The 22,374-nt window shown below is 65.0% G+C and carries 19 protein-coding genes; 8 read left to right on the top strand and 11 right to left on the bottom strand.

Annotated elements, in window-relative coordinates:
* The first annotated feature begins 56 nt into the window (after window positions 1–56).
* Window positions 57–4,055 (top strand): ATP-dependent RNA helicase HrpA, encoded by a 3,999-nt coding sequence (gene hrpA, locus ACIQF4_RS02465; RefSeq protein WP_400514157.1) that lies wholly within the window; start codon window positions 57–59, stop codon window positions 4,053–4,055.
* Window positions 4,056–4,117: 62 nt separating this feature from the next.
* Here hrpA and ACIQF4_RS02460 read toward each other — a convergent pair whose 3' ends face one another.
* The 3 genes from ACIQF4_RS02460 to ACIQF4_RS02450 are packed head-to-tail and all read right to left on the bottom strand — an operon-like array spanning window position 4,118 to window position 6,569.
* Entirely contained in the window at window positions 4,118–4,543 is a 426-nt protein-coding gene (locus ACIQF4_RS02460; RefSeq protein WP_400514155.1) for an HIT family protein, read from the bottom strand.
* The gene (locus ACIQF4_RS02455; protein ID WP_400514153.1) at window positions 4,540–5,676 is read right to left on the bottom strand and encodes an NAD(P)-dependent alcohol dehydrogenase; all 1,137 of its coding nucleotides are present in this window, start codon (window positions 5,674–5,676) and stop codon (window positions 4,540–4,542) included. Before ACIQF4_RS02455 ends, ACIQF4_RS02460 begins: the two co-directional genes overlap by 4 nt.
* Entirely contained in the window at window positions 5,673–6,569 is an 897-nt protein-coding gene (locus ACIQF4_RS02450; protein WP_400514152.1) for a sulfurtransferase, read from the bottom strand. The genes ACIQF4_RS02455 and ACIQF4_RS02450 overlap by 4 nt, the downstream gene beginning before the upstream one ends.
* A gap of 76 nt (window positions 6,570–6,645) precedes the next feature.
* On the opposite strand from ACIQF4_RS02450, the gene ACIQF4_RS02445 reads away from it, so the two are divergent.
* On the top strand, window positions 6,646–7,749 hold the full coding sequence (locus tag ACIQF4_RS02445) for a PLP-dependent cysteine synthase family protein (RefSeq protein WP_400514149.1): 1,104 nt from the start codon (window positions 6,646–6,648) through the stop codon (window positions 7,747–7,749).
* On the opposite strand, the gene ACIQF4_RS02440 is transcribed toward ACIQF4_RS02445, so the two are convergent.
* Entirely contained in the window at window positions 7,746–8,402 is a 657-nt protein-coding gene (locus tag ACIQF4_RS02440; RefSeq protein ID WP_350001671.1) for an MBL fold metallo-hydrolase, read from the bottom strand. The two genes, ACIQF4_RS02445 and ACIQF4_RS02440, sit on opposite strands and share 4 nt — an antisense overlap.
* A gap of 94 nt (window positions 8,403–8,496) precedes the next feature.
* Between ACIQF4_RS02440 and ACIQF4_RS02435 the strand changes: the two genes are divergently transcribed.
* Window positions 8,497–8,961, top strand: a complete 465-nt coding sequence (locus ACIQF4_RS02435; RefSeq protein ID WP_400514147.1) for a Fur family transcriptional regulator — start codon at window positions 8,497–8,499, stop codon at window positions 8,959–8,961.
* Here ACIQF4_RS02435 and ACIQF4_RS02430 read toward each other — a convergent pair.
* From ACIQF4_RS02430 to ACIQF4_RS02410, 5 genes are all read right to left on the bottom strand, one after another.
* On the bottom strand, window positions 8,958–9,836 hold the full coding sequence (locus ACIQF4_RS02430; RefSeq protein ID WP_350001673.1) for a metal ABC transporter permease: 879 nt from the start codon (window positions 9,834–9,836) through the stop codon (window positions 8,958–8,960). The genes ACIQF4_RS02435 and ACIQF4_RS02430 overlap by 4 nt on opposite strands.
* The gene (locus tag ACIQF4_RS02425; protein WP_350001674.1) at window positions 9,836–10,651 is read right to left on the bottom strand and encodes a metal ABC transporter ATP-binding protein; all 816 of its coding nucleotides are present in this window, start codon (window positions 10,649–10,651) and stop codon (window positions 9,836–9,838) included. Before ACIQF4_RS02425 ends, ACIQF4_RS02430 begins: the two co-directional genes overlap by 1 nt.
* Window positions 10,648–11,637 (bottom strand): metal ABC transporter solute-binding protein, Zn/Mn family, encoded by a 990-nt coding sequence (locus ACIQF4_RS02420; protein WP_400514143.1) that lies wholly within the window; start codon window positions 11,635–11,637, stop codon window positions 10,648–10,650. The genes ACIQF4_RS02425 and ACIQF4_RS02420 overlap by 4 nt, the downstream gene beginning before the upstream one ends.
* 123 nt (window positions 11,638–11,760) lie before the next feature.
* Entirely contained in the window at window positions 11,761–12,831 is a 1,071-nt protein-coding gene (locus tag ACIQF4_RS02415) for a hemolysin family protein (RefSeq protein WP_350001677.1), read from the bottom strand.
* Window positions 12,828–14,216, bottom strand: a complete 1,389-nt coding sequence (locus tag ACIQF4_RS02410; RefSeq protein ID WP_400514142.1) for a hemolysin family protein — start codon at window positions 14,214–14,216, stop codon at window positions 12,828–12,830. The genes ACIQF4_RS02415 and ACIQF4_RS02410 overlap by 4 nt, the downstream gene beginning before the upstream one ends.
* 550 nt (window positions 14,217–14,766) lie before the next feature.
* Here ACIQF4_RS02410 and ACIQF4_RS02405 point away from each other — a divergent pair.
* The 5 genes from ACIQF4_RS02405 (at window position 14,767) to ACIQF4_RS02385 (ending at window position 21,071) form a co-directional block, all read left to right on the top strand.
* Window positions 14,767–18,561 carry a multifunctional oxoglutarate decarboxylase/oxoglutarate dehydrogenase thiamine pyrophosphate-binding subunit/dihydrolipoyllysine-residue succinyltransferase subunit gene (locus ACIQF4_RS02405; protein ID WP_350001680.1) on the top strand — a complete coding sequence of 1,265 codons (3,795 nt, stop codon included), beginning with the start codon at window positions 14,767–14,769 and terminating at the stop codon, window positions 18,559–18,561.
* 187 nt (window positions 18,562–18,748) lie between these two features.
* Entirely contained in the window at window positions 18,749–19,348 is a 600-nt protein-coding gene (locus ACIQF4_RS02400; protein ID WP_231455096.1) for a GDSL-type esterase/lipase family protein, read from the top strand.
* Between the two features lie 83 nt (window positions 19,349–19,431).
* Complete coding sequence (locus ACIQF4_RS02395; RefSeq protein WP_400514141.1) at window positions 19,432–20,259, top strand: DUF4097 family beta strand repeat-containing protein; 828 nt, start codon at window positions 19,432–19,434, stop codon at window positions 20,257–20,259.
* Window positions 20,259–20,870 (top strand): PadR family transcriptional regulator, encoded by a 612-nt coding sequence (locus ACIQF4_RS02390; RefSeq protein ID WP_350001682.1) that lies wholly within the window; start codon window positions 20,259–20,261, stop codon window positions 20,868–20,870. The genes ACIQF4_RS02395 and ACIQF4_RS02390 overlap by 1 nt, the downstream gene beginning before the upstream one ends.
* A gap of 126 nt (window positions 20,871–20,996) precedes the next feature.
* Complete coding sequence (locus ACIQF4_RS02385; RefSeq protein ID WP_369299106.1) at window positions 20,997–21,071, top strand: 50S ribosomal protein bL37; 75 nt, start codon at window positions 20,997–20,999, stop codon at window positions 21,069–21,071.
* A 109-nt stretch (window positions 21,072–21,180) separates the two neighbouring features.
* Here the strand turns inward: ACIQF4_RS02385 and rsrA are convergent, their stop codons facing one another.
* Both rsrA and ACIQF4_RS02375 read right to left on the bottom strand, forming a co-directional pair.
* Window positions 21,181–21,441, bottom strand: coding sequence for a mycothiol system anti-sigma-R factor (gene rsrA, locus ACIQF4_RS02380; protein WP_104184948.1), 261 nt, complete (start codon window positions 21,439–21,441; stop codon window positions 21,181–21,183).
* Window positions 21,438–22,202, bottom strand: a complete 765-nt coding sequence (locus ACIQF4_RS02375) for a sigma-70 family RNA polymerase sigma factor (protein ID WP_374152947.1) — start codon at window positions 22,200–22,202, stop codon at window positions 21,438–21,440. Before ACIQF4_RS02375 ends, rsrA begins: the two co-directional genes overlap by 4 nt.
* Window positions 22,203–22,374 lie beyond the last annotated feature (172 nt).

Here is a 22,374-nt window from a genome sequence, read left to right as displayed (position 1 = left end):
AACTGCAGACAGTCGAAACGGGATGCCCGGGCTCCCGCAGTAGACTGTCAGCAGACATGACACTTCACATCGCCTATCCCGCTGAGCTGCCGGTTTCCGAACGGCGCGAAGACCTGATGGCAGCCATCGCAGCAAACCAGGTCACCATCATCGCCGGCGAGACCGGCTCCGGTAAGACCACCCAGATACCCAAGATGTGCCTTGAGCTTGGCCTGGGTGAGAATGGCCTGATCGGCCATACCCAGCCCCGCCGGCTGGCCGCGCGCACCGTGGCCGAGCGCATCGCGGAGGAGTTGGGCGTGGACATCGGCCAGGAGGTGGGCTTCCAGGTCCGCTTCACCGGCGAAGTCAGCCGCGCCACGAAGATCAAGCTGATGACTGACGGCATCCTGCTGGCGGAGATCCAGCGGGACAAGCTGCTCCGCAAGTACAACGCAATCATCATCGATGAGGCCCACGAGCGCAGCCTGAACATCGACTTCATCCTGGGCTACCTGAAGCGGATCCTGCCGCAGCGGCCGGATCTCAAGGTGATCATCACCTCCGCCACCATCGACCCCCAGCGGTTTGCCAACCATTTCGGCACAGCCGAAAACCCCGCCCCCATCGTCGAGGTCTCCGGACGGACCTACCCCGTGGAGATCCGCTACCGCCCCCTGTCCCAACCGCCCGGAGGAGCGGCCGCGGATGACGACGGAAATGGCTCCGACGACGAACTTGAGGAAGACCGCGACCCGCTCGACGCCGTCTGCGACGCCGTCGACGAACTCGCCGCCGAGGCACCCGGCGACATCCTGGTCTTCTTTTCCGGCGAGCGCGAGATCCGGGACGCGGCCGACGCGCTGCAGGCCCGCATCCAGTCCAACCGCCGCCTGGCCGGAACGGAAATCCTTCCGCTCTTCGCCCGGCTGAGCCTGCAGGAACAGCACAAGGTGTTCCACCCCGGCAACAAACGCCGGATCGTGCTCGCCACCAACGTGGCCGAAACGTCACTCACGGTGCCGGGCATCAAATACGTCATCGACACCGGAACCGCCCGTATCTCCAGGTACTCGCACCGCACCAAGGTCCAGCGCCTGCCCATCGAGCGGGTCTCGCAGGCGTCCGCCAACCAGCGTTCGGGGCGGTGCGGCCGCGTCTCGGACGGCATTGCCATCCGCCTCTACTCCGAGGAAGACTTCGATTCCCGGCCCCTCTACACGGACCCGGAGATCCTGCGGACCAACCTCGCTGCCGTCATCCTGCAGATGACCGCCATGGGAGTGGCCCGCGGCCCCAAGGACGTCGAAAACTTCCCGTTCGTGGAACCACCTGAAACGCGGGCAATTAACGACGGCGTTACCTTGCTCCGCGAACTCGGCGCCCTTGCAGCCGCCCGGCCGCAGAACGGCACGGACGGGGCGAAAAGCGGCGGCGGGCTAACCGCCGTCGGGCAAAAGCTTGCTCAGCTGCCGGTGGATCCCCGGCTGGGCCGGATGATCGTGGAAGCAGGAAAACGGGGCTGTGTCCGCGAAGTCATGATCCTGGCTGCCGCGCTCACCATCCAGGACCCGCGCGAGCGCCCAACGGACAAGCAGCAGCTTGCGGCGGAAAAGCACAACCGGTTCAAGGACGAAAATTCGGATTTCACCGGATTCCTTAACCTCTGGAACTACCTCCAGGAGAAGCAGCAGGAGCTCTCGTCGTCGGCCTTCCGCCGGATGTGCCGGGCAGAGTTCATCAACTACCTGCGCGTGCGCGAATGGCAGGATCTGTTTGCCCAGCTGCGCCAGCTGGCCCGGCCCCTGGGCATCAGCCTCGACAACAAGCGCCTGGCCGATCCCGTGGGCAACGACGATGGCATCCACATCAGCCTCCTTTCCGGGCTCCTGAGCCACATCGGCATTTTGGACGAGCGCAAGCGCGAGTACGCCGGAGCGCGCGGGTCCCGTTTCGCGATCTTCCCCGGCTCGGCCCTGTTCAAGAAGTCGCCCACGTTCGTGATGGCCGCGGAACTGGTGGAAACCAGCCGGCTCTGGGCAAGGGTGGCTGCCAGGTTCGATCCTGTGTGGGCAGAGCAGGTGGCGCCGGACCTGGTGAAGCGCAGCTACAGTGAACCGCACTGGTCCACGCGGCAGGGTGCCGTGATGGCCTATGAGAAGGTCACCCTTTACGGCGTGCCCATCATCGCCCAGCGCAGGATCAATTACGGCAGGGTTGACCCGGTGGTAGCCCGGGAGTTGTTTATCCGGCATGCCCTGGTGGAGGGCGACTGGAAAACGCACCACAAGTTCTTCCACCGCAACCGTGCCCTCCTGAATGAGGTTGAGGAGCTGGAGGCCAGGATGCGCCGCCGTGACCTCCTGGTGGATGACGAGACGCTGTTCGAGTTCTACGATGCGCGGATCGGACCTGACGTGGTGTCCGAGCGTCACTTCGACAAGTGGTGGAAGGAGGCGCGGCAGAAGAACCCGGACCTCCTGGACTACGACAAGTCGCTCCTCCTCAGCGACGACGCCGACGACCTCGACGACTCCGCCTACCCCAAAACCTGGCTGCACAAGGGCTTCGAACTTCCCCTGAGCTACGAGTTCCACCCTGTTGCCCCGGGCTCACCGCCCAATCCTTCCGATGGCGTGACAGCCGAGGTGCCCGTCCTGTTCCTCAACCAGCTGGACGACAAAGCCTTCCGCTGGCTGATTCCCGGGCAGCGCGTGGAGCTGGTGACAGCCCTGATCAAGTCGCTCCCCAAGCAGATACGGAAGAACTTCGTCCCTGCCCCGGACGTGGCACGCCAGGCGGTGGCAGTGCTGGAAGCCGACTTCGATCCGGCGGCCGATGACCTGGAACCCTCCCTTGAGCTCGCCCTGCGCCGCATCCGCGGACACATCGTCCCTCCGGGGTCGTGGAACTGGGATGCCGTCCCCGCCCACCTGCGTGTCTCGTTCAGGGTAGTGGACAGCAAGGGCAAGGTCCTGGATGAAGGCAAGGACCTCGCTGCATTGCAGGAGAAACTGGCTCCGGCCACCCGGCGGGCCATCGCCGAATCCCTGGGTGCCACGCCCGCCTCCACCGCTCCCGGCGGCGCCAAGGGCTCCGGCAACGGCAGGAAGGCCGGGCAGGCAGCCGGCCAAGGGTACGACGCCGGCTCCCCCGCGGCACGGCAGCCGGCCGAAGTGCCGGCAGCCGCAGCTTCGGCAGGTTTCAGGGAGCAGGCAGGCCTGACGGAATGGAGCTTCGGTACCCTTCAGCGGCAGGTCAGCAACACGGTCAAGGGCCACACCGTCACCGGGTATCCGGCGGTTGTGGACCAGGGAACGTCAGTGGCGCTCCGGGTCTTCCAGACGGCGGCAGAACAGGCGGAGGCGATGCGCGGCGGCGTGATCCGCCTGCTGGCCCTGCGCGTCCCGGCACCGGACCGCTACGTGCTGGAGCATTTGAGCAACACCGAGAAACTGACGTTCAGCCAGAACCCGCACGGCTCCGTCTCAGCCCTGATCGCGGACTGCGCACTGGCAGCCATCGACAAACTCACGCCCCAGGACCTGCCGTGGGACCGGGAATCCTTTGACCGCCTGTATGAGGTGGTCCGGGCCGAACTGATCGACACGGTGTTCAGCGTGACCGCCGTGGTGGAGCGGATCCTGGCCAGCACCCGGCGGATCGAAAAGCAGCTGAAAGGGACCACCAGCCTGGCGCTCATTTCTGCCCTCAACGACGTCAAGAGCCAACTGGAGCAGCTGGTGTACCCGGGCTTTGTGGCACGGACGGGCTACGCACAGCTCAGCCAGCTGCCCAGATACCTTTCCGCCATCGAGAAGCGGCTGGAACGCCTGCCGGGCAGCGTCCAGCGGGACGCCCTCAATATGGCAGTGGTACAGCGGCTTGAGGACGACTACGACGACGCCGTGTCTGCCCTGCTTCCCGGACGCAAGGCCGGACCTGAATTAACCCAGGTGCGCTGGATGCTTGAAGAGCTCCGGGTGAGCCTCTTCGCCGTCGAACTCGGCACAGCGTATTCGGTGTCCGAGAAGCGTATACGGGCCGTGCTCAACAAGGCACTGGCCCCGGCGTAGGGCTCTTCTTTCCCGCCAGGCAACGGCGCGGATCCCGGACCGGGTCCGCGCCGTACCGGGTTTCAGGCCGGAACGAACTCCCCGTATCCGGCGGCCCGGAGGCCCTGGCGGAGCTTCTCCGCATTGGCGTCGAGGACGTCGGGGTCCGGGTTCTGGTCCGCGGTGGCAAAGTTGAACTCCGCCATGCTCCGGGAAGGCCAGACATGAACGTGGAGGTGGTTGATCTCGTAGCCGGCCACAATCAGGCCCGCCCTTGCCGCGCCGAAGACATCCACCTGGACCGCGCCGATCCGGCGGGCCACTTCCATGACTTTGGCCAGCGTTTCGGGAGAGGCGTCGGTCCAGCGGTCCACTTCCTCGGTGGGAACCACCAGCGTGTGGCCATCGGCGAGCGGCCCCGTGGTGAGGAAAGCGCCAACATCGGGTTCCCGCCAGACGAAGCGGCCCGGGATTTCGCCGTTCAGGATCCTGGTAAAGAGAGTGCTCATGCGTGTGCCTCCTTGGCAGGTGCGTGCAGTGTGCTGGTGTCCAGCACAAACCGGTATTTCACATCGCCTGCCACCATCCGGTCGTAGGCTTCGTTGAGCTGGTCGGCTCGGACCATCTCGATCTCCGCCGCCACACCGTGCCCAGCGCAGAAGTCCAGCATCTCCTGGGTTTCTGCAATGCCGCCGATGAGCGACCCCGCATAGGCTATCCGGCGCCGGATCAATGAGCCCGGGTTGACCGGCGGCATCGGCTCTGACGGAAGGCCCAGCTGGAAGAGCGCACCGTCCACGCGGAGTGTCCGGAAGTAGGGGTTCAGGTCATGCGGGGCCGCGACCGTGTCGATGATGAGGTCGATGCTGCGGTTTGCCCCGGCCATCGCTTCTTCATCCCTGGACAGGACAACCTCATCGGCACCCAACTCAAGGGCGGCCGCCACCTTGGCATCCGACGTCGTAAACACCACCACCTTTGCGCCCATGGCCCTGGCAAGCTTGACGGCCATGTGGCCCAGGCCGCCCAGCCCCACCACACCCACAACATCCCCTTCTTCGACACCGAAGTGCCGCAGCGGCGAGAATGTGGTGACGCCGGCACAGAGCAAGGGCGCGGCGGCCGCCGGGTCAAGTGATTCCGGAACCCGCACAACGTAGCGCCGGTCCACCACGATGGACGAGGAGTATCCGCCCTGGGTGACGGAATCGCCGTTCCGGCGGTCGATGGCACCGTACGTGCCGGTCATTCCGTTTTCGCAGTACTGTTCCAGGCCGTCCAGGCAGCTCTCGCATGTCCGGCAGGAATCGACCATGCACCCGACGCCCACGCGGTCGCCGGCGGCAAAATCAACAACCGCGGAACCCACCCGGCGGACGGTACCCACAATCTCGTGTCCCGGCACCAGCGGCCAGGTTGTACCGCCCCACTCGCCCCGGGTGGCGTGGACATCCGAATGGCAGAGGCCACAGTATTCAATGGCTATTTCGACGTCGTCTGCCTTCGGCGTGCGCCGGGCGAGGGTCAGCGGCACCAGCCCGCTGTCCGGGGACGTTGCGCCGTAAGCTGCGGCAAGTACGCCGTCGCCGGAAGGTGCGGCAGGTTGTGCGAGGGGCGGAGGTACGGGTCGTCCTGGAGTCATAGTGCGACGCTACCCTTGCCCGCATCCGTGTTGCCACCCGGCTGCGCGCCGCCGAGGCCGGGCTCAGCCCCGGTGGCCACCGGCAGGTCCGGGTTGTTGGACCACTCGGAGAACGAACCCGGATACAGCGCGGCAGCAAACCCGGCGATTTCCAGGGCTGCGACCTCATGGGCCGCAGTAACTCCTGATCCGCAGTACACCGCCACCTGTACTCCGTCGCGGACGCCCAGCGACTCGAACCGGCGGCGGAGGGAGTCCGGTGGCAGGAACCGCCCGCTGCCGTCCACGTTTTCCGACGTCGGCGCACTGATCGCGCCGGGGATATGCCCGGCCCGCGGGTCGATGGGCTCAAACTCGCCGCGGTACCTCTCCCCCGCCCGCGCATCCAGCAGGAGGCCCGCCTCCGGCCAGGCGGACGCCGCCGTGGCGTCGAGCGCCGGCATCTTTCCATGCGTGAGGTGCACGCCGCCGGGGGCCGGAACAACGGGGCCTGCCTCAAGCGGAAGTCCCGCGGCACGCCAGGCGGCCAGGCCGCCGTCGAGCAGGTACACCTGCGCCAGCCCGGCGTCCCGAAGCATCCACCACACGCGGGCTGCCGCCATGTTGCCGCTGTCATCGTAGGCCACCACAACGTCGCCGTCGCTGATGCCCCAGCGGCGGGCAGATGCTTCGAAATCTTCCGGTGCCGGCAGCGGGTGCCTTCCCCGTTCGGGAACCCCGGGGGCGGCGAGTTCCGTATGCAGGTCAACAAACACTGCGCCCGGCAGGTGCTCCTGCAGGTAGTGGCGGTAGCCGTGGGGATCGCCCAGGGCCCAGCGCACATCCAGCAGTACGGTGCGCCGGTGATCCGCAAGGCGGGCCTGCAGACCGGCAACGTCCATCAGGGGGCTCATTGCACTCCTCCAGCGGTGGTTGGGCCAACGGGTCCACTCTAGCGGCAGCCCTTCCCGCCGCGGGTAGTCTGGTGCGGTGAAGATCGAGCGCAGCGCCAGCCGGTACACCGCGGACCGGGACTGGGCGGACCAGGCAATCCGCAATATCCGGGCAGAAAACAACCGCTCCGCCGACACCCATCTCTACTCTGTCCCGCTTCCGGAGCATTGGGGCGTCCACCTCTACCTCAAGGACGAGTCCACCCACCGCTCCGGCAGCCTGAAGCACCGGCTGGCCCGCTCGCTGTTTCTCTTTGGGCTGGTGAACGGCTGGATCCGGGAGGACACCACCATCGTGGAAGCCTCCAGCGGCAGCACGGCCGTGTCCGAGGCGTACTTCGCGCAGCTCCTGGGCCTGCCCTTCGTTGCCGTGATGGCACGCACCACCAGCCCCGAGAAGATCGCCCTGATCGAGCAGTTCGGCGGTTCCTGCCTGCTGGTGGAGCACGCGTCCGACGTGTACGCGACTGCGCAGGAGGTGGCGGAGACCTGCAACGGCCACTACATGGACCAGTTCACCTACGCCGAACGGGCAACCGACTGGCGGGGCAACAACAACATTGCAGAGTCGATCTTCGGCCAGCTCGGGCTGGAGGAACACCCGGTGCCGGACTGGATCGTGGTGGGAGCCGGCACCGGAGGAACGAGCGCCACCATCGGCAGGTACCTCCGCTACCACAGCCACCCCACGCAGCTGCTGGTGGTGGATCCGGAAAATTCGGCGTTCTACCCGGGCTGGCGGGGCACCTCCGGCGCACCGGCGGGCCTGCCGTCCCGGATCGAGGGAATCGGGCGTCCGCGGATGGAGCCGAGCTTCGTGCCCTCCGTGATCGACCTTATGGTGCAGGTTCCGGACGCCGCGTCAGTGGCTGCCATGCGCCACCTCCACAGCCTTGCGGGGCTCCACGCCGGTCCGTCCACCGGAACCAACCTCTGGGGAGTGTGGCAGCTCGTGGCGGGGATGGTTGCCGCCGGCCGCAAAGGCAGCATCGTTTCCCTTATGTGCGACGGCGGCGACCGGTACGCGGGAAACTACTACAACGAGGACTGGCTGGCTGCCCACGGGCTGGACCCGGCACCATATGAAGCGGTGATCCGGCGGTTCATGGACACGGGCATATGGACCGGAGACGCAGCTTAAACGTCCACCGACTCCCGGGCCGCAAGATGGGCGTATTCGGTGCCGTACTTCGCACCGATCCGCTGGACATGGCCTTCCACGATCTTCAGGCCGTTCTCGTTGAGCAGCCCGTCGTGGATCTGGAATGCCCGCGGGGCCCTGACGGCAATCACGAAGTCCAGCACTTCGGCGGACTTGCTCCACGGTGCGTGGAGGGGAACAAGCAGCGTCTTGACGCTGATGCCGTCCGGAACCACGAAGGAATCCCCCGGGTGGTAGACGTTCCCGTCCACCAGGTAGCCGATATTGGCCACGATGGGGATCTGCGGGTGGATCAAGGCATGCTGGCCGCCGAAGCTGCGGATTTCGAAACCGGCAGCCTGGAAGGTTGAGCCCGGGTTCACGGCGTGGATGCGGGCGGCCTCGCCGGTGGCCTTGTCCTGCAGCTGGCCGGCAACACGCGCCGGGGCGAACACTGCAAGCCCGGCATTTGCGCGCAGCGCGTCCACCACGGCTGGAACGTCAATGTGGTCGGCGTGCTCGTGCGTCACCAGGACTGCCTCAGCGGACTCCAGGGCCTCAGCCGATTCCGAGAAGTTGCCCGGATCCAGGACCAGCGCCCTGCCGTCTTTTTCAAGCCGGACACAGGAGTGGGTGTATTTCGTCAACTTCATAGCGCCAGCCTAGGGTCCTTCTCCGGACCCTGTCCACGAAGCTCCGGCTGGTAATCTGGATCTTTGCCACCAACCTGAGGAAGCGAGTCCTTTCATGCCCGTCGGCGCCAAAGCTGATTCCACCACGTCATCCCCGGCGACGGGCGGCGGCAAGGAGCAGCGCGTCACGAAGCAGCGCCTGGCTGTCAGCGCGGCCCTGGATGAACTGGACGATTTCGTCAGCACCCAGGAGCTCTACCGGATCCTCCAAAACCAGGGCGCTCCGGTCTCACTGGCAACTGCCTACCGGATTCTCCAGTCCCTCGCTGACGAGGGCCTGGTGGATGTCCTGCGCAATGGTGACGGCGAGGCCGTATACCGCCGCTGTGCCGTTACCGGACACCATCACCACCTGCTGTGCCGGAGTTGCGGAAAGGCAGTGGAAGTGGAGGCTCCGGCCGTGGAAACCTGGGCGGCGCGCACAGCGGCAGAGCACGGATATACGGAAGTCGCGCATACCGTGGAAATTTTTGGCCTGTGTCCTGACTGCGCGGCGCGCAAGGCCGCCGGCAACCTCTAGGCCGTTTCCGCCAGGACCCGCCCGTTGAGCCCGTTTCGGGCCCGCACCGAGCCAACCATCCGGCACACCACGTAGATCAGGAAGGACAACGTGGTGACGTAGGGGCTGATGGGGATGCGGCCTCCAAGCGCCAGCAGGATTCCGCCCACGGTCGCGGTCATCGCGAAGGCCACGCTGAGCAGCACCACCGCAACGGGCGAGGACGTCACCCTGAGTGCGGCCGCCGCCGGCGTGATCAGCAGTGCCAGTACCAAAAGGGCTCCCACCACCTGGATGGACAGGGCCACGCTAACGCCCAGCAGGACCATAAAGACGATGGCAAGCGTCCGCACTGGAACGCCCCGGGCCTCGGCAAGTTCGGGATCCACGCTGGCGAAATTGAGGGGCCGCCAGATGGCCGCCAGCGCCACCATCACCACAACTGCCGTTCCGGCAAGCGCCTGCAGCTGGACGGTGTCCACCGAGACGATCTGTCCGGTGAGCAGGCCGAACTTGTTGGCAGCCCGGCCTTCATAAAGGGACAGGAAAAGGATCCCCAGCCCCAGCCCAAAAGGCATGATGACGCCGATGATCGAGTTTTTGTCCCTGGCCCGGACGCCCATCAGGCCCAGCAACAACGCCGCGGTGACGGATCCGATCAGCGACCCAAAAACGATGTCCGCACCAATCAGCAGCGCAAAGGCGGCCCCGGCGAAGGAGAGTTCGGAGATGCCGTGCACCGCAAACGCCAGGTCCCGCTTCATCACGAAGGTCCCCACCAGGCCGCCCAGGAGGCCCAGGACGGCTCCGGCCCAAATGGAGTTCTGCACCAGGACGAGGAGTTCGCCGTAGTTTTCAAAACTGAAGATGGCGCCGAGGATACTGTCTGCGTCCATCAGGCTGCCTCTCCGGCCAGCACATGCGTTGGCGCATGGTGATGGGTGGTTGCGTCGGGCAGGCCCACCACCACAATGCGTCCGTTGGCGTGGATCACCTCGACATGGCTGCCGTAAAGGTCGGAAAGGACTTCGGTGGTCATGACCTCTTCAGGGGTACCCACCTTGAAACGCCCGCCGGCCAGGTACAGGACCCGGTCCACGTAGTCGATGATGGGGTTGATCTCATGCGTTACGAAAACCACGGCACTGTCCTGCTCGCGGCACTGCTTGTTGATCAGGGCGCTGACCGCCTGCTGGTGATGGAGGTCCAGGGAGAGCAGGGGCTCGTCGCACAGCAGGATCTGCGGATCCGTGGCAAGGGCCTGCGCAACCCGCAGCCGCTGCTGCTCCCCGCCGGACAACTGTCCTACCGGAACTTTCGCGTACTCCGTAGCCCCTACGAGTTCAAGGAGCTGATCAATCCTGCGGTTGGCCTTGCCCGAGGACAGGCGCAGGCCCCACCGGTGGCCGTCCACGCCCAGGCCCACCAGGTCCCGGGCGCGCATGGGGGTGTCCGGGGCAAACGATTTCTGCTGGGGGATGTAGCCAATGAGGCTGCTGCCCCGTTCCACCGGACGTCCGCCAAGGCTGGCCTGTCCCCGGTGGAGGTCCTGCAGCCCCAGCAGGACCTTCAGGAAGCTGGTCTTGCCGCTTCCGTTGGGACCCAGCACCGCGAAGAATTCGCCAGGCATGATGTCCAGGTCCAGATCCTCCCAGAGCGCCCGCTTACCGAACTTCAGGGACGCGCCGGTGAGGCTGACCACGGGTTTCAACTATTTGTCTCCAGAACTTTCGCGATGTTGTCCACATTGTCCGTCATCCACTGGAGGTACGTCTTGCCCTCCGGCAGTGTTTCGCTGAAGTCGACCACAGGAACCCCCGCTGTTTCCGCCGCCTTCTTCAGCGACTCCGTCTGCGGGCCTTCAGTCTGGCTGTTGTAGGCCAGCAGGCGCACCGACTTCGAAGCCACAAGGTCCGTGGCGGCCTTGAGTACTGCCGGCGGGACGTCCGAGCCTTCTTCAATCGCAGCAGTGTAGTCCTCCGGCGTGGCGTTCACCAGCCCGGCATCCGCCAGCAGGTAGACCGGCACCGGCTCAGTCACCGCCACCTCGGTAGACGCCGAAGCGGTCTTCAGTGCATCCAGCTTGCCGTGCAGTTCTGCAATATTGGATTTGAAGGCTGAGGCGTTTGACTGGAACGTCGGAGCGGAGCCTGGATCCAGCTCACCCAGCTTTGCTGCGATTTCGTCGGCCAAACGTTCCATCGCCGGGAGGCTGTACCAGACATGCTCGTTCAACTCTCCGTGGTCGTGCGAGGATTCTCCGCCTTCCGCCGCTTCCGTGGCCGGGGCTTCCGCAGCAGCTTCCTCCTCCTCGGGATGCGCCATGCCGGAAAGTTCGACGGCGTTCAGCACCTTGGCGTCGTCGAGGCCGCTGTCTTCGGCCAGGGTGTGGATGAAGTCGTCGTAGCCGCCGCCGTTTTCCAGCACAAGGTCGGCTTTGGAGACTGCAAGCCGGTCCTGGGCGGTGGCCTCGTAGGAATGCGGGTCCTGGCTGGTCTTGGTGATGATGGCGGTAACGCTGACCTTGTCCGCGCCGATCGTCCTGGCGATGTCGCCGTAGACGTTGGTGGAGGCCACGACGTTGATTCCATCGGCTGCGCCGGGCGCGGGTTCCGCCTGCTGGCTGCACCCGGTGAGCAGCAGTCCAAGCCCGGCGAGGGCGGCGAGGGACGATCGGGCAGCGGTGAAACGGCGCACTGAAACCTCATTCAAGGGGGAAAGGCGAAGACCACTCCAGCCTACAACTAAATGGGAATGATTCCTATTTAGAAAAGGCTGCGCGGAGGGGGCGCCCTTCCCCTACGGAAGGGCGCTCCCCCGCTATCCCCCGTTCGGCTGCCCCAGGCGCCGGATGCCGGTGGCCTGGGTTGCATCCCGGATCTCGCCCACGAGCTGCTCAATGACGTCTTCCAGGAACAGGACGCCCTTGGTGTTGCCATCGGGCCCGATCACCCTTGCAAGGTGGGACCCGGTGCGCTGCATGACTGACATTGCTTTTTCAATCTCATCATCCAGCGCCAGATTGGCCAGGGAGCGGATGCGGCTCTCGGCGATGGGCCGCTCATACGCCTGCTCCGCGATGGAGAGGACATCCTTGACGTGGAGGTAGCCGTAGAGCATGTCGTCCTCGTCAAGCATGGGAAACCGGGAAAATCCGGTGCGGCTCACTGCCTTCTCGAACTCCACGGGGGTGGTGGCCGCACGGAGCATCACCAGCTTCTCGAGGGGAACCATGATGTCCGCCGCCGTGTATTCGGAGAACTCCAGCGCGCCGGTGATGAGCCCGGCGTCGTCATCCACCAGGCCGTGGCGGGTGGACTCCTGCACAATGGACTGCACTTCCTCCAGCGTGAAGGAGGAGTTGACCTCATCTTTCGGCTCGATGCGAAGGAGCTTGAGGATGTGGTTGGCCGACCAGTTGAGGACCGAGATGACCGGGTGCACCAACCGGGCAACGAACATCAGCGGCGGGGCCAGCAGGAGCGCCGCCTTGTCCGCCACGCTGACCGAGATGTTCTTTGGCACCATCTCGCCAAAGGTCACGTGCAGGAACGTCACCAGCATCAGCGCCACCGCGAAGGCAGCCACATCGGCAACTTCCTTCGGCATTCCCAGTGTCTCCAACGGGACGGCCAGCAGGTGGTGGATGGCCGGTTCGGCCACCAGCAGGATCAGGAGGGAGCACACGGTGATGCCAAGCTGGGCACACGCCAGCATCAGGGACACGTTCTCCATGGCGCGAAGCGTGGTCTGGGCCCGCTTCGACCCGGCCTCGGCCAGCGGCTCGATCTGGCTGCGCCGGGCGGACATAACCGCGAACTCAGCGGCCACAAAAAAGGCGTTGCCAAGCAGAAGCACAGCCAGCCAGAAGATTCCGGCCCAGTCGCTCATCGTCCAGTCCTGTCGTCGCGTTGGTTCCTGCCGTTACGTGTGGACCTGTCATCGCGCTGGGAGCTGTCCGCCCCGCCGGTGTCTTCGGACTCGGCAGCCGGCCGGAAACATATCCGGTCAATGCGGCGGCCGTCCATCCTGGTGACACTCAGTGTGCCGCCGCCAACGGGGACCGTGTCCCCAACTGCGGCGATGCGGCCCAGCTTGCTCATGACGTATCCGCCCACTGTTTCGTAGGCGGCTTCGTCAGGGACGCTCAGCCTGGGAATCTGCTCGGACAGCTCATCCGGGCGGAGCAGGCCCGGGAAATACCAGTCGCCGGAAGCACTCTGCAGGAGTCCCGGGCGGACCTTGTCGTGCTCGTCCGCAACCTCTCCCACGATTTCCTCCACCAGGTCCTCGAGCGTGGCGATGCCGGCGGTTCCGCCGTACTCGTCCAGGACGACAGCGAGCTGAAGGTTGCCCTCGCGGAGTTCGGCAAGCAGGGCGTCGAGGTGGATTGTCTCGGGGACCCTCAGCACCTCTGTCATGATGGCACCGGCTTCCAGGTTCTGACGGCGGTCCCACGGCACTGCGACGGCTTTCTTGACGTGGACCAGCCCCCGGATATCATCCGCTGAGTCACCAATCACCGGGAACCGTGAGTATCCGGTCCGGCGTGCCGCGCTGAGGACATCCGAAACAGGCTGGTCGGCATCAATCGTTTCCACCCGGATGCGCGGCGTCATGACATCCGCCGCCGTCCTGGTGGAAAAGTCCAGGGTGCGCGCCACGAAGTTGGCTGTTCCGGCGTCGAGCGTTCCCATTGCCGCCGAACGTCGCACCAGCGATGCGAGTTCCGCCGGCGTCCGGGCCCCGGATATCTCTTCCTTCGCTTCCAGCCCGAAGACGTTCAGCACCTTGTTGGAGAACCCGTTGAGTACCACGATGGCCGGCTTGAAGACGGCCGTAAACATCAGCTGGGGCCGGGCAAGCGCCCGGCCAACCGGGAAGGACAGCGCAATAGCCATGTTCTTTGGCACCAGTTCGCCCAGGAGCATGGAGAGCAGGGTGGCAAGCACCATGGCAAGGACCAGGGAGACCGAAGCTGCTGCGACGTCGGGAAGTCCGACGGCGGCCAGGGGGGCTTCCAGGAGGCGTCCCACCGAGGGCTCCATCACGTAGCCGGTCAGGAGCGTTGTGAGCGTGATGCCCAGCTGGCAGCTGGAAAGCTGGGTGGACAGCGATTTCAGGCACGTGAGCAGGGGAACAGCGCCGGTGTCGCCGTCGTCAATGGCTCGTTGGACCGTTGGCTGGTCCAGGGCAATGAGGGAGAACTCGACGGCCACGAAGAAGCCCGTGCCGGCGATCAGCAGCAGGCCCGCTGCGAGGAGAAGCCACTCCATTCAGCATCCCGCCTGGAAGGCGGTGGCCAGCGGCACGAAAAAGGAAGTTGAACCAGGGAAGCTGGAGGGTCTTCCCGGCGGAGGATGGTCGGCGGAAACCGGCGCCCTTTCCCCGGGGGTTCTGGCCGGCTGCGCCGCCGGCGGATGATGGGCTCGTGTTCGGGGTTTGCCGGCTCTGCGGGTGGACTGCGCGGCGCTGCTCTTCATGCTCCGCTGACAGCCCCCAGGCCGGCACCTAGATTTACTGTCCATAAGGGCTTCAGTCTACAGGAGGCACCTGCGCCCGCTTCACCGGCGCTGCCCCCGGCGGGTGCCGCAACGGCGGCCTTTCGGCCGCTGCGCAACACGCGGGCATGACGTCTTTTCCCGCCATATTCCGCGATCCCGGCGTCACTTCATGATTTGGGTCACCCTTATTGGCAGTTAACACAGGATGCTCACTAGACTTGCAAAGGTCTGGGTTCAGAGGACGCAGAGATCGGTTCGAACGTGTTGCTGAAGCACCGTGGGGCCGGGGAGAAATCAAACTCATGGAAGAGGCGTATTTCAAGTGCCAGAGCAGCCTAGCCACCGTCTACCAGAGGAATTTGGCGGAAACGAGTGGCTCGTTGACGAACTGTACGAGCAGTACCAGCAGGACAAGAACGCCGTGGATGCCAAGTGGTGGCCGCTGTTTGAATCGTTCGGGTCGGGCAGTTCTTCTTCCAACGGAAATTCGGAGCACGCCGCAGTCCGGCCCGCCACCAGGGAAATGCCCGCAGTGAACGCAGCCCCGGCACCGTCGCCGGCAAAAGCACCCGCCGTCCCGCCGGTGCCGCCGGCCCCTCCGGCCTCTGCGCCCGCATCGGCCAAGAAGGCCCCGGCCACTGTTGCCCGCGACGGCGGCAAGAAGACCGAGGCCGGTACCGGCTCCCAGCCCATCCCGGCGCAGCTGCCCAAAAACGTGAAGGCACCTACCGCTCCTGAGGAAGACGTCGTCTCCGTCCTCCGAGGACCGGCAAAGGCAATTGCCACCAACATGGTCACCAGCCTCCAGGTGCCCACCGCCACCAGCGTCCGTGCCATCCCGGCCAAGCTGCTGATCGACAATCGCGTGGTCATCAACTCGAACCTGGCCCGCGCCCGCGGCGGCAAGGTTTCGTTCACGCACCTGATCGGTTACGCCGTCATCCGTGCACTCTCCCAGTTCCCTTCCATGAACGTGTACTACGACGAAGTGGACGGCAAGCCCGTTGCGGTCCAGCCGGCCCACGTCAACTTCGGCATTGCCATCGACATGCCCAAGCCGGACGGCACCCGCCTGCTCATGGTGCCGAACATCAAGAAGGCCGAAACCCTCAACTTCTCCGAGTTCTGGCACACCTACGAAGACCTGATCAAGCGCGCCCGCAACGGCAAACTGACGGCAGAGGACCACCAGGGCACCACCGTCTCGCTGACCAACCCCGGCGGCATCGGGACCGTCCACTCGGTGCCCCGCCTGTCCAAGGGCCAGGCTGCCATCATCGGCGTCGGCGCCCTCGACTACCCCGCCGAATTCCAGGGCGCCAGCGAAAAGATCATCGCCCAGAACGCGATCAGCAAGGTCCTGACCCTGACCTCCACCTATGATCACCGCGTGATCCAGGGTGCCGGCAGCGGCGAGTTCCTCAAGCTTGTCCACCAGCTGCTGCTGGGCGCGCAGAACTTCTACGATGAAATCTTCGAGTCGCTCCGCATCCCGTACGAGCCTGTCCGCTGGAGCGCCGACAAGCAGGTGGACCCGGCAGACGAAATCAACAAGGTGGCACGGATCCAGCAGCTGATCCACTCCTACCGCGTCCGCGGGCACCTGATGGCGGATACCGATCCGCTTGAGTACGTCCAGCGCAAGCACCCGGACCTCGACGTCCTCACGTACGGCCTGACGCTGTGGGACCTGGACCGCGAGTGGCCCACCGGCGGCTTCGGCGGCAAGCCCATGCTTAAGTTCCGGGACATCCTGGGCGTCCTGCGCGATGCCTACTGCCGCACCACCGGCATCGAATACATGCACATCCAGGAGCCTGCCGAGCGCAAGTGGTTCCAGGACCAGCTGGAGCACCCCTACTCCAAGCCCAGCCGCGAAGAGCAGCTGCGCATCGTTTCCAAGCTGAATGCCGCCGAGGCCTTCGAAACCTTCCTGCAGACCAAGTTCGTCGGCCAGAAGCGCTTTTCCCTGGAGGGCGGCGAATCCCTGATTCCGCTGCTTGACGCCATCATGTCCGACGCCGCCGACGACGGCCTGGATGAGGTAGCCATCGGCATGGCCCACCGCGGCCGCCTGAACGTGCTCACCAACATCGCCGGCAAGACCTACGCGCAGGTCTTCCGCGAATTCGAAGGCACCCAGGACCCCCGCTCCGTCCAGGGATCCGGCGACGTCAAGTACCACTTGGGCACCGAGGGGACCTTCACCTCGGACAACGGCAAGGAAACCAAGGTCTACCTCGCCGCCAACCCCTCCCACCTTGAGGCAGTGGACCCCGTGCTTGAGGGCATTGTCCGGGCCAAGCAGGACCGCCTGGACCAGGGTGAGTCCTTCCCGGTCCTGCCCATCATGGTCCATGGGGACGCGGCGTTCGCCGGCCAGGGCGTTGTTTCTGAAACGCTCAACCTGTCCCAGCTCCGCGGCTACCGCACCGGCGGAACCATCCACGTTGTTGTCAACAACCAGGTTGGTTTCACCACGGCCCCGTCATCATCGCGCTCCTCCACGTACTCCACGGACGTTGCCAAGATGATCCAGGCACCTGTTTTCCACGTCAACGGCGATGATCCCGAGGCAGTGGTCCGCATAGGCCAGCTCGCCTACGAGTTCCGCCAGCGGTTCCACAAGGACGTCGTCATCGACATGGTCTGCTACCGGCGCCGCGGGCACAACGAGGGCGACGACCCCTCGATGACGCAGCCGCTGATGTACAACCTCATCGAAGCCAAGCGCTCCGTCCGCAAGCTCTACACCGAGTCCCTGATCGGCCGCGGAGACATCACCGAGGAAGAAGCCGAGCAGCTGCTCCGCGACTACCAGGAGAGGCTGGAACGCGTCTTCGCCGAAACGCACGCGGCCCAGACTTCCCCCATCCCGATCGTTACGGCGGACACTGCCGCCGTCTCGGACATTGAGCGTCCGCACGCCCAGCAGTCCGACTCCGGCACCAGCGCACCCGTTTCCACGGCTATTTCCGCCGATACCCTGGCTCGGATCGGCAAGGCCCACGTGGAAATCCCCGAGGGCTTCACTGTGCACGCCAAGCTCAAGCAGCTGCTTGAAAAGCGTGAGCAGATGTCCCGGGAGGGCGGCATCGACTGGGGCTTCGGCGAAATCGCGGCCTTCGGTTCACTCATCATGGAGGGCGTCCCCGTACGCCTGGCGGGACAGGATTCCCGCCGCGGCACGTTCGTGCAGCGCCACGCCGTGTTCCACGACCGCGCCAACGGCAAGGAATGGCTGCCCCTGAGCAATCTTTCCGACGACCAGGCAAAGCTGTGGATCTACGACTCCCTGCTTTCGGAATACGCGGCCATGGGCTTCGAGTACGGCTACTCCGTTGAGCGGCCGGATGCGCTGGTCCTGTGGGAGGCCCAGTTCGGCGACTTCGTCAACGGTGCACAGACCATCATCGACGAGTTCATCTCCTCTGCAGAGCAGAAGTGGGGACAGCGGTCCTCGCTGGTCCTGATGCTGCCGCATGGCTACGAGGGCCAGGGCCCGGACCACTCCTCCGCAAGGATCGAACGGTTCCTGCAGCTGTGTGCCGAAGAGAACATGATCGTGGCGAACCCGACCACGGCGGCCTCGCACTTCCACCTGCTGCGCCGCCAGGCCTACAACCGGCCGCGCAAGCCGCTCATCATCTTCACGCCCAAGCAGCTGCTGCGCCTCAAGGCTGCCGCATCGTCGGTGGAGGACTTCACCACCGGCAGCTTCCGCCCCGTCATCGGCGAACACGAGCAGCTGGCGGGAGACGCCGTCGAACGCGTCCTCCTGGTCTCCGGCCGCCTGTACTACGACCTCCTGTCCACGCGGCAGAAGACGGACGACAAGACCACGGCGATCATCCGCGTGGAGCAGCTCTACCCGCTGCCGCACGAGGAAATCGCAAAGGAACTTGCCAAGTACCCGAACGCAGAAGTTGTCTGGGCCCAGGATGAGCCGGCCAACCAGGGGCCGTGGCCGTTCATTGGCCTGAACCTCCCGGGTGCCCTGGAGCGCAACATCCGGCTGGTTTCGCGTCCGGCGTCGGCGTCCACTGCCGCCGGGTCCATGAAACGGCACGCCGCCGAGCAGGATGTCCTCCTGAAGCAGGCATTTGCACGGAAGTAAGCACTAAGGCTGCCCGGCCGGACGTCGAAATCCCAGACTCCGGCCGGGCGGTTCTGTTTAATGGAGTGCACGGCGCTGATGAAATACACAGCGCTGAAGGACAAACCCCAATCGCATGCGCAGCCCAATCCCGTGGCCGGAACCAGGTTCCACGGCGGCGGCTCCGCACCGACGTAAAGAGGAACGCGTGGAAGACAGGAAGCTGCGGATTGCAGCTGTAGGAGATGAACTGCTGGCCGGACTGGGCGATCCCCGGGCCCTCGGCTGGCTGGGCCGCGTGCTGGCCCGCACTCCCCGGGACAGCATGCTCCTCGAAAGCTACGCCCTCCCTTGCCCGGAGGAAGGAACGGAAGGCCTGGCCGCGCGCTGGCTCGACGAGGCCGGCCGGCGCTTCAGCAACCAGACGGAGAACCGCCTGGTGATCGGACTTTCCGGACGCGACATTGAGTTCGGACTCTCCACCGCGCGCAGCCGGCTTAACCTGGCGAACATCCTGGATTCGGCGTCCCAGAACCGCATCGAGGTGTTCGTTGTGGGCCCGCCGCCCACCCTGGACCCCGCGCAGAACCGGCGCCTGGATGAACTCAACACGGCTTTCGCCGACGTCACCACCCGGCGCAAGCACCTGTACGTTGACACCTTCTCCCCGCTCCTGAACCACGAACAGTGGCGCCAGGACCTGGCAGCCCAGGGCGGCACCCCCGGGCAGGCAGGCTACGGACTCATGGCCTGGCTGGTGCTGCACCGCGGCTGGTTCCAGTGGCTCGGCATGGACGCTCCGGAGTAACCCCTCTCGCGATATATCTTGACCCTTCCCTGCGGCGGGGGTACGTTGGGGAGGGTCAACACGATATATCGCCTGGAGGGCCCGTGACCGATCAAGAGTGGACTGTCACCAGTCCCCAAACCATAGATGTCGACGACGTGACGTCCTTGAAGCTTGGTATGGTGCAGGGACGTTTCGACGTCGTCACGCACCAGGAACCCGTCACCCGCCTTGAGATCTCCGATGTGCATGGCGATCCCGTGGCGGTGTCCCTCAGCGGCGGCCGGCTGGAAATCCGCCACCAGCTGCACGGACCCCAGGGCTGGTTCAAGAACCTGATGGGGACTGTTAACCACAACAGCGAAAACTCCGCCGTCATCAGCATCGCCGTTCCCGCGCACGTCAGCCTTGAGGCCGGCACGGTCAGCGGCGACGGGCTGGTGTCCGGGGTAACCGGGAACATCCGCCTCAACACGGTATCCGGGTCAGTCATGGCGGACACCACAAATGGGGAACTGCACGTCCAGACCGTCAGCGGCGAAGTATCAGTCCGCAACCACACGGGCGTCCTGACAGCCAAAAGCGTCTCCGGCGAAGTCACGGCGTCCGGGCGCCTCAGCAATATCCGGGCGAACACCGTCAGCGGGGACATGAGTTTCGACCTCCTGGGCTTTACCCATGATTTCGGGGCGAACTCGGTGTCGGGAGACCTCACCATCCGGCTGCCCCATGACGTAGGGGTGGACATCGTGGCCAAGTCTGCCAGCGGTGCGGTTGTGATTGGTGACCAGCGGTACACGGTGGTGGGCGGCAAGGTGGAGACCATCGCGGGCCCTGACGGCCAGCTCATGCTGGTACGTACCAACTCGGTATCCGGAAAAACCTCGATATTCCACAGGACCGTGGCAGGATCTGCAGAAGCAGGGACCTGATGGCACCGGTCTTTGCGCACGGCGCGCTCCGGTTGTACCTTTTGGCACTTCTTGAGTCCGGCCCCAAACACGGCTACGAACTCATCAAGGCGCTCAAGGAGCGGTTCGGCGGAACGTACTCCCCCAGCGCCGGCACCATCTACCCCCGGCTGGGCAAACTTGAGGAGGAAGGCCTGGTGGCCACGGAATCCGCCGGCCGCCGCACGAACTACCGCATCACCGCCTCCGGGTTGGCCGAGCTCAACCGCCGCCGCGATGAGCTGGCAGGCGTGGAGAGCGAGATCTCGGCCTCCGTCCGGCGGCTGGCAGACAGCCTGCGGGAGGACATCCGCAGCAACATGAGGGGGCTGCGCGCGGATCTTGCCGCCACTGCTGAGGCGGCCCGGGCTACTGCATTGTCCACGGATTTAAGGGTTCCCGGACGTCTGCCGGCGGAAAGCCAGCGGTCGCTCAAGGAAGCCGAAATGATGCTCCAGCAATTCCGGGATGACCTCCGGGCCGAGCTTCGGCTGCAGGCGGGCAGGCAGCCGCTCAGTCCCCTTGCGCTGGAAACCGTCAGGACGGTGCTGGAACAGGCCGGCATCTCAATCCGCAACTCGCTCAATTCCTAGCCCCCACAGTCACCCCGCCGGCCCCAATACGCAGGTCATGCGGCGGTTCCTGGTTCGCGGGCTGTCCCTTGATGTGGGAGACTTGAGGGCAGCTCTTTTGAGTACCAACATTTAAGGAGGCCAGCTATGAGCAAGCGTGCACGCAAGCGTCGTGACCGTAAGCGTGGCGGCGCGAACCACGGGAAGCGCCCCAACACCTAGGCACATGCCAGGAACTACGGTTCAAACAAAGGACCCCGGAAGCCACATGGCTTCCGGGGTCCTTTGTTGTCATTGGATCAAGGGCGTACGCAACGCCCGGGCGCTGTTCCTAGGCGTCCACCGGCCGGATGGTATGGATCCGGTCCAGGATGGCGTTCTTCAGGTTCTCCGGAGCAGCCTCGGTGCAGGAGCGTTTGACCATGTTGCGGATGACGCACTCAAGGTCGTACTGCTCCGTGCATTCCGGGCAGTCATCGAGGTGGTTCTTGATTTCCGTGATGTCCTCGCGGGTCAGGGCACCGTCGAGGTACTCGTAGATGCGTTGCATCCGGCTGTCGTCGCAGTCGCCCAATCCCTGGCAGTCGCTCATTTCCTGCTCTCCTGTTGTGTGCTTCCTGCCGCGTCCTGTGCATCAGCGGCCGTCTTGAACCCGCGCTCCGCGGCGTACTCCCCCAGCATGTCCCGCAGCATCCTCCGGCCGCGGTGGAGCCGGGACATCACCGTACCGATGGGCGTGTTCATGATTTCTGAAATTTCCTTGTAGGCGAACCCCTCCACATCCGCGAAGTAGACCGCCAGGCGGAATTCCTCCGGAATGTCCTGGAGTGCCCTTTTGACGTCGGAATCCGGAAGGTGGTCCAACGCTTCTGCCTCAGCGGAGCGGAGTCCGCTGGAGGTGTGTGATTCGGCCCGCGCCAGCTGCCAGTCCTCGATGGTGTCCGAATTGGACTGGAGCGGTTCGCGCTGCCGCTTTCGGTACAAATTGATGTACGTGTTTGTCAGGATGCGGTACAGCCAGGCCTTGAGGTTGGTCCCGGGCCGGTACTGGTGGAACGCGGAGAAAGCCTTGGTGTACGCCTCCTGGACGAGGTCTTCGGCGTCAGAGGGGTTCCTGGCCATGCGCATTGCCGCCGAGTACAGCTGATCGACATACTGCATCGCATCGCGTTCAAACCTCAGACGGCGCTCCTCGACCGACTCGGTGGAAACATCCACCAGGTCCCCGCCGGATTCGGCCGGCGCCGGGACAGCCGCGGAGCCCGCAGCCCCAGGCCCAGCTGCTGCGCTGCTCTTCGCTTCGCTTTGGGAAGCCTCATACATGGCCGCGACGGCCGGATCCAGGGTGCTCATTGCCTTCAAGTCTACTGGGCGGCTACGCGCACGCGGCTGGCCATAGCTCCGGGGTTCCGCCTCAAATGAGTCCATCGCCACCGGGCCTGCTGTTTCAATTCCGTCCAACACCCGTGCCAAGGGCACAACTCCGCTCTGCTTGTCCGTCCTGTACTGCACCGGCTATCTGCAT

It is taken from the genome of Pseudarthrobacter sp. NPDC092202 (assembly GCF_044755505.1).
Classification (GTDB): domain Bacteria; phylum Actinomycetota; class Actinomycetes; order Actinomycetales; family Micrococcaceae; genus Arthrobacter.
Note: the sequence above shows the minus strand (reverse complement) of the source record. Positions and strands in the feature narration are given on the sequence as shown.

What these genes read in the sequence shown, in the direction of transcription:
- hrpA (WP_400514157.1), top strand. Translation starts at nt 57, where the DNA reads ATGACACTTCACATCGCCTATCCCGCTGAGCTGCCGGTTTCCGAACGG.
- ACIQF4_RS02460 (WP_400514155.1), bottom strand. Translation starts at nt 4,543, where the DNA reads ATGAGCACTCTCTTTACCAGGATCCTGAACGGCGAAATCCCGGGCCGC.
- ACIQF4_RS02455 (WP_400514153.1), bottom strand. Translation starts at nt 5,676, where the DNA reads ATGACTCCAGGACGACCCGTACCTCCGCCCCTCGCACAACCTGCCGCA.
- ACIQF4_RS02450 (WP_400514152.1), bottom strand. Translation starts at nt 6,569, where the DNA reads ATGAGCCCCCTGATGGACGTTGCCGGTCTGCAGGCCCGCCTTGCGGAT.
- ACIQF4_RS02440 (WP_350001671.1), bottom strand. Translation starts at nt 8,402, where the DNA reads ATGAAGTTGACGAAATACACCCACTCCTGTGTCCGGCTTGAAAAAGAC.
- ACIQF4_RS02435 (WP_400514147.1), top strand. Translation starts at nt 8,497, where the DNA reads ATGCCCGTCGGCGCCAAAGCTGATTCCACCACGTCATCCCCGGCGACG.
- ACIQF4_RS02430 (WP_350001673.1), bottom strand. Translation starts at nt 9,836, where the DNA reads ATGGACGCAGACAGTATCCTCGGCGCCATCTTCAGTTTTGAAAACTAC.
- ACIQF4_RS02415 (WP_350001677.1), bottom strand. Translation starts at nt 12,831, where the DNA reads ATGAGCGACTGGGCCGGAATCTTCTGGCTGGCTGTGCTTCTGCTTGGC.
- ACIQF4_RS02410 (WP_400514142.1), bottom strand. Translation starts at nt 14,216, where the DNA reads ATGGAGTGGCTTCTCCTCGCAGCGGGCCTGCTGCTGATCGCCGGCACG.
- ACIQF4_RS02390 (WP_350001682.1), top strand. Translation starts at nt 20,259, where the DNA reads ATGGCACCGGTCTTTGCGCACGGCGCGCTCCGGTTGTACCTTTTGGCA.
- rsrA (WP_104184948.1), bottom strand. Translation starts at nt 21,441, where the DNA reads ATGAGCGACTGCCAGGGATTGGGCGACTGCGACGACAGCCGGATGCAA.
- ACIQF4_RS02375 (WP_374152947.1), bottom strand. Translation starts at nt 22,202, where the DNA reads ATGAGCACCCTGGATCCGGCCGTCGCGGCCATGTATGAGGCTTCCCAA.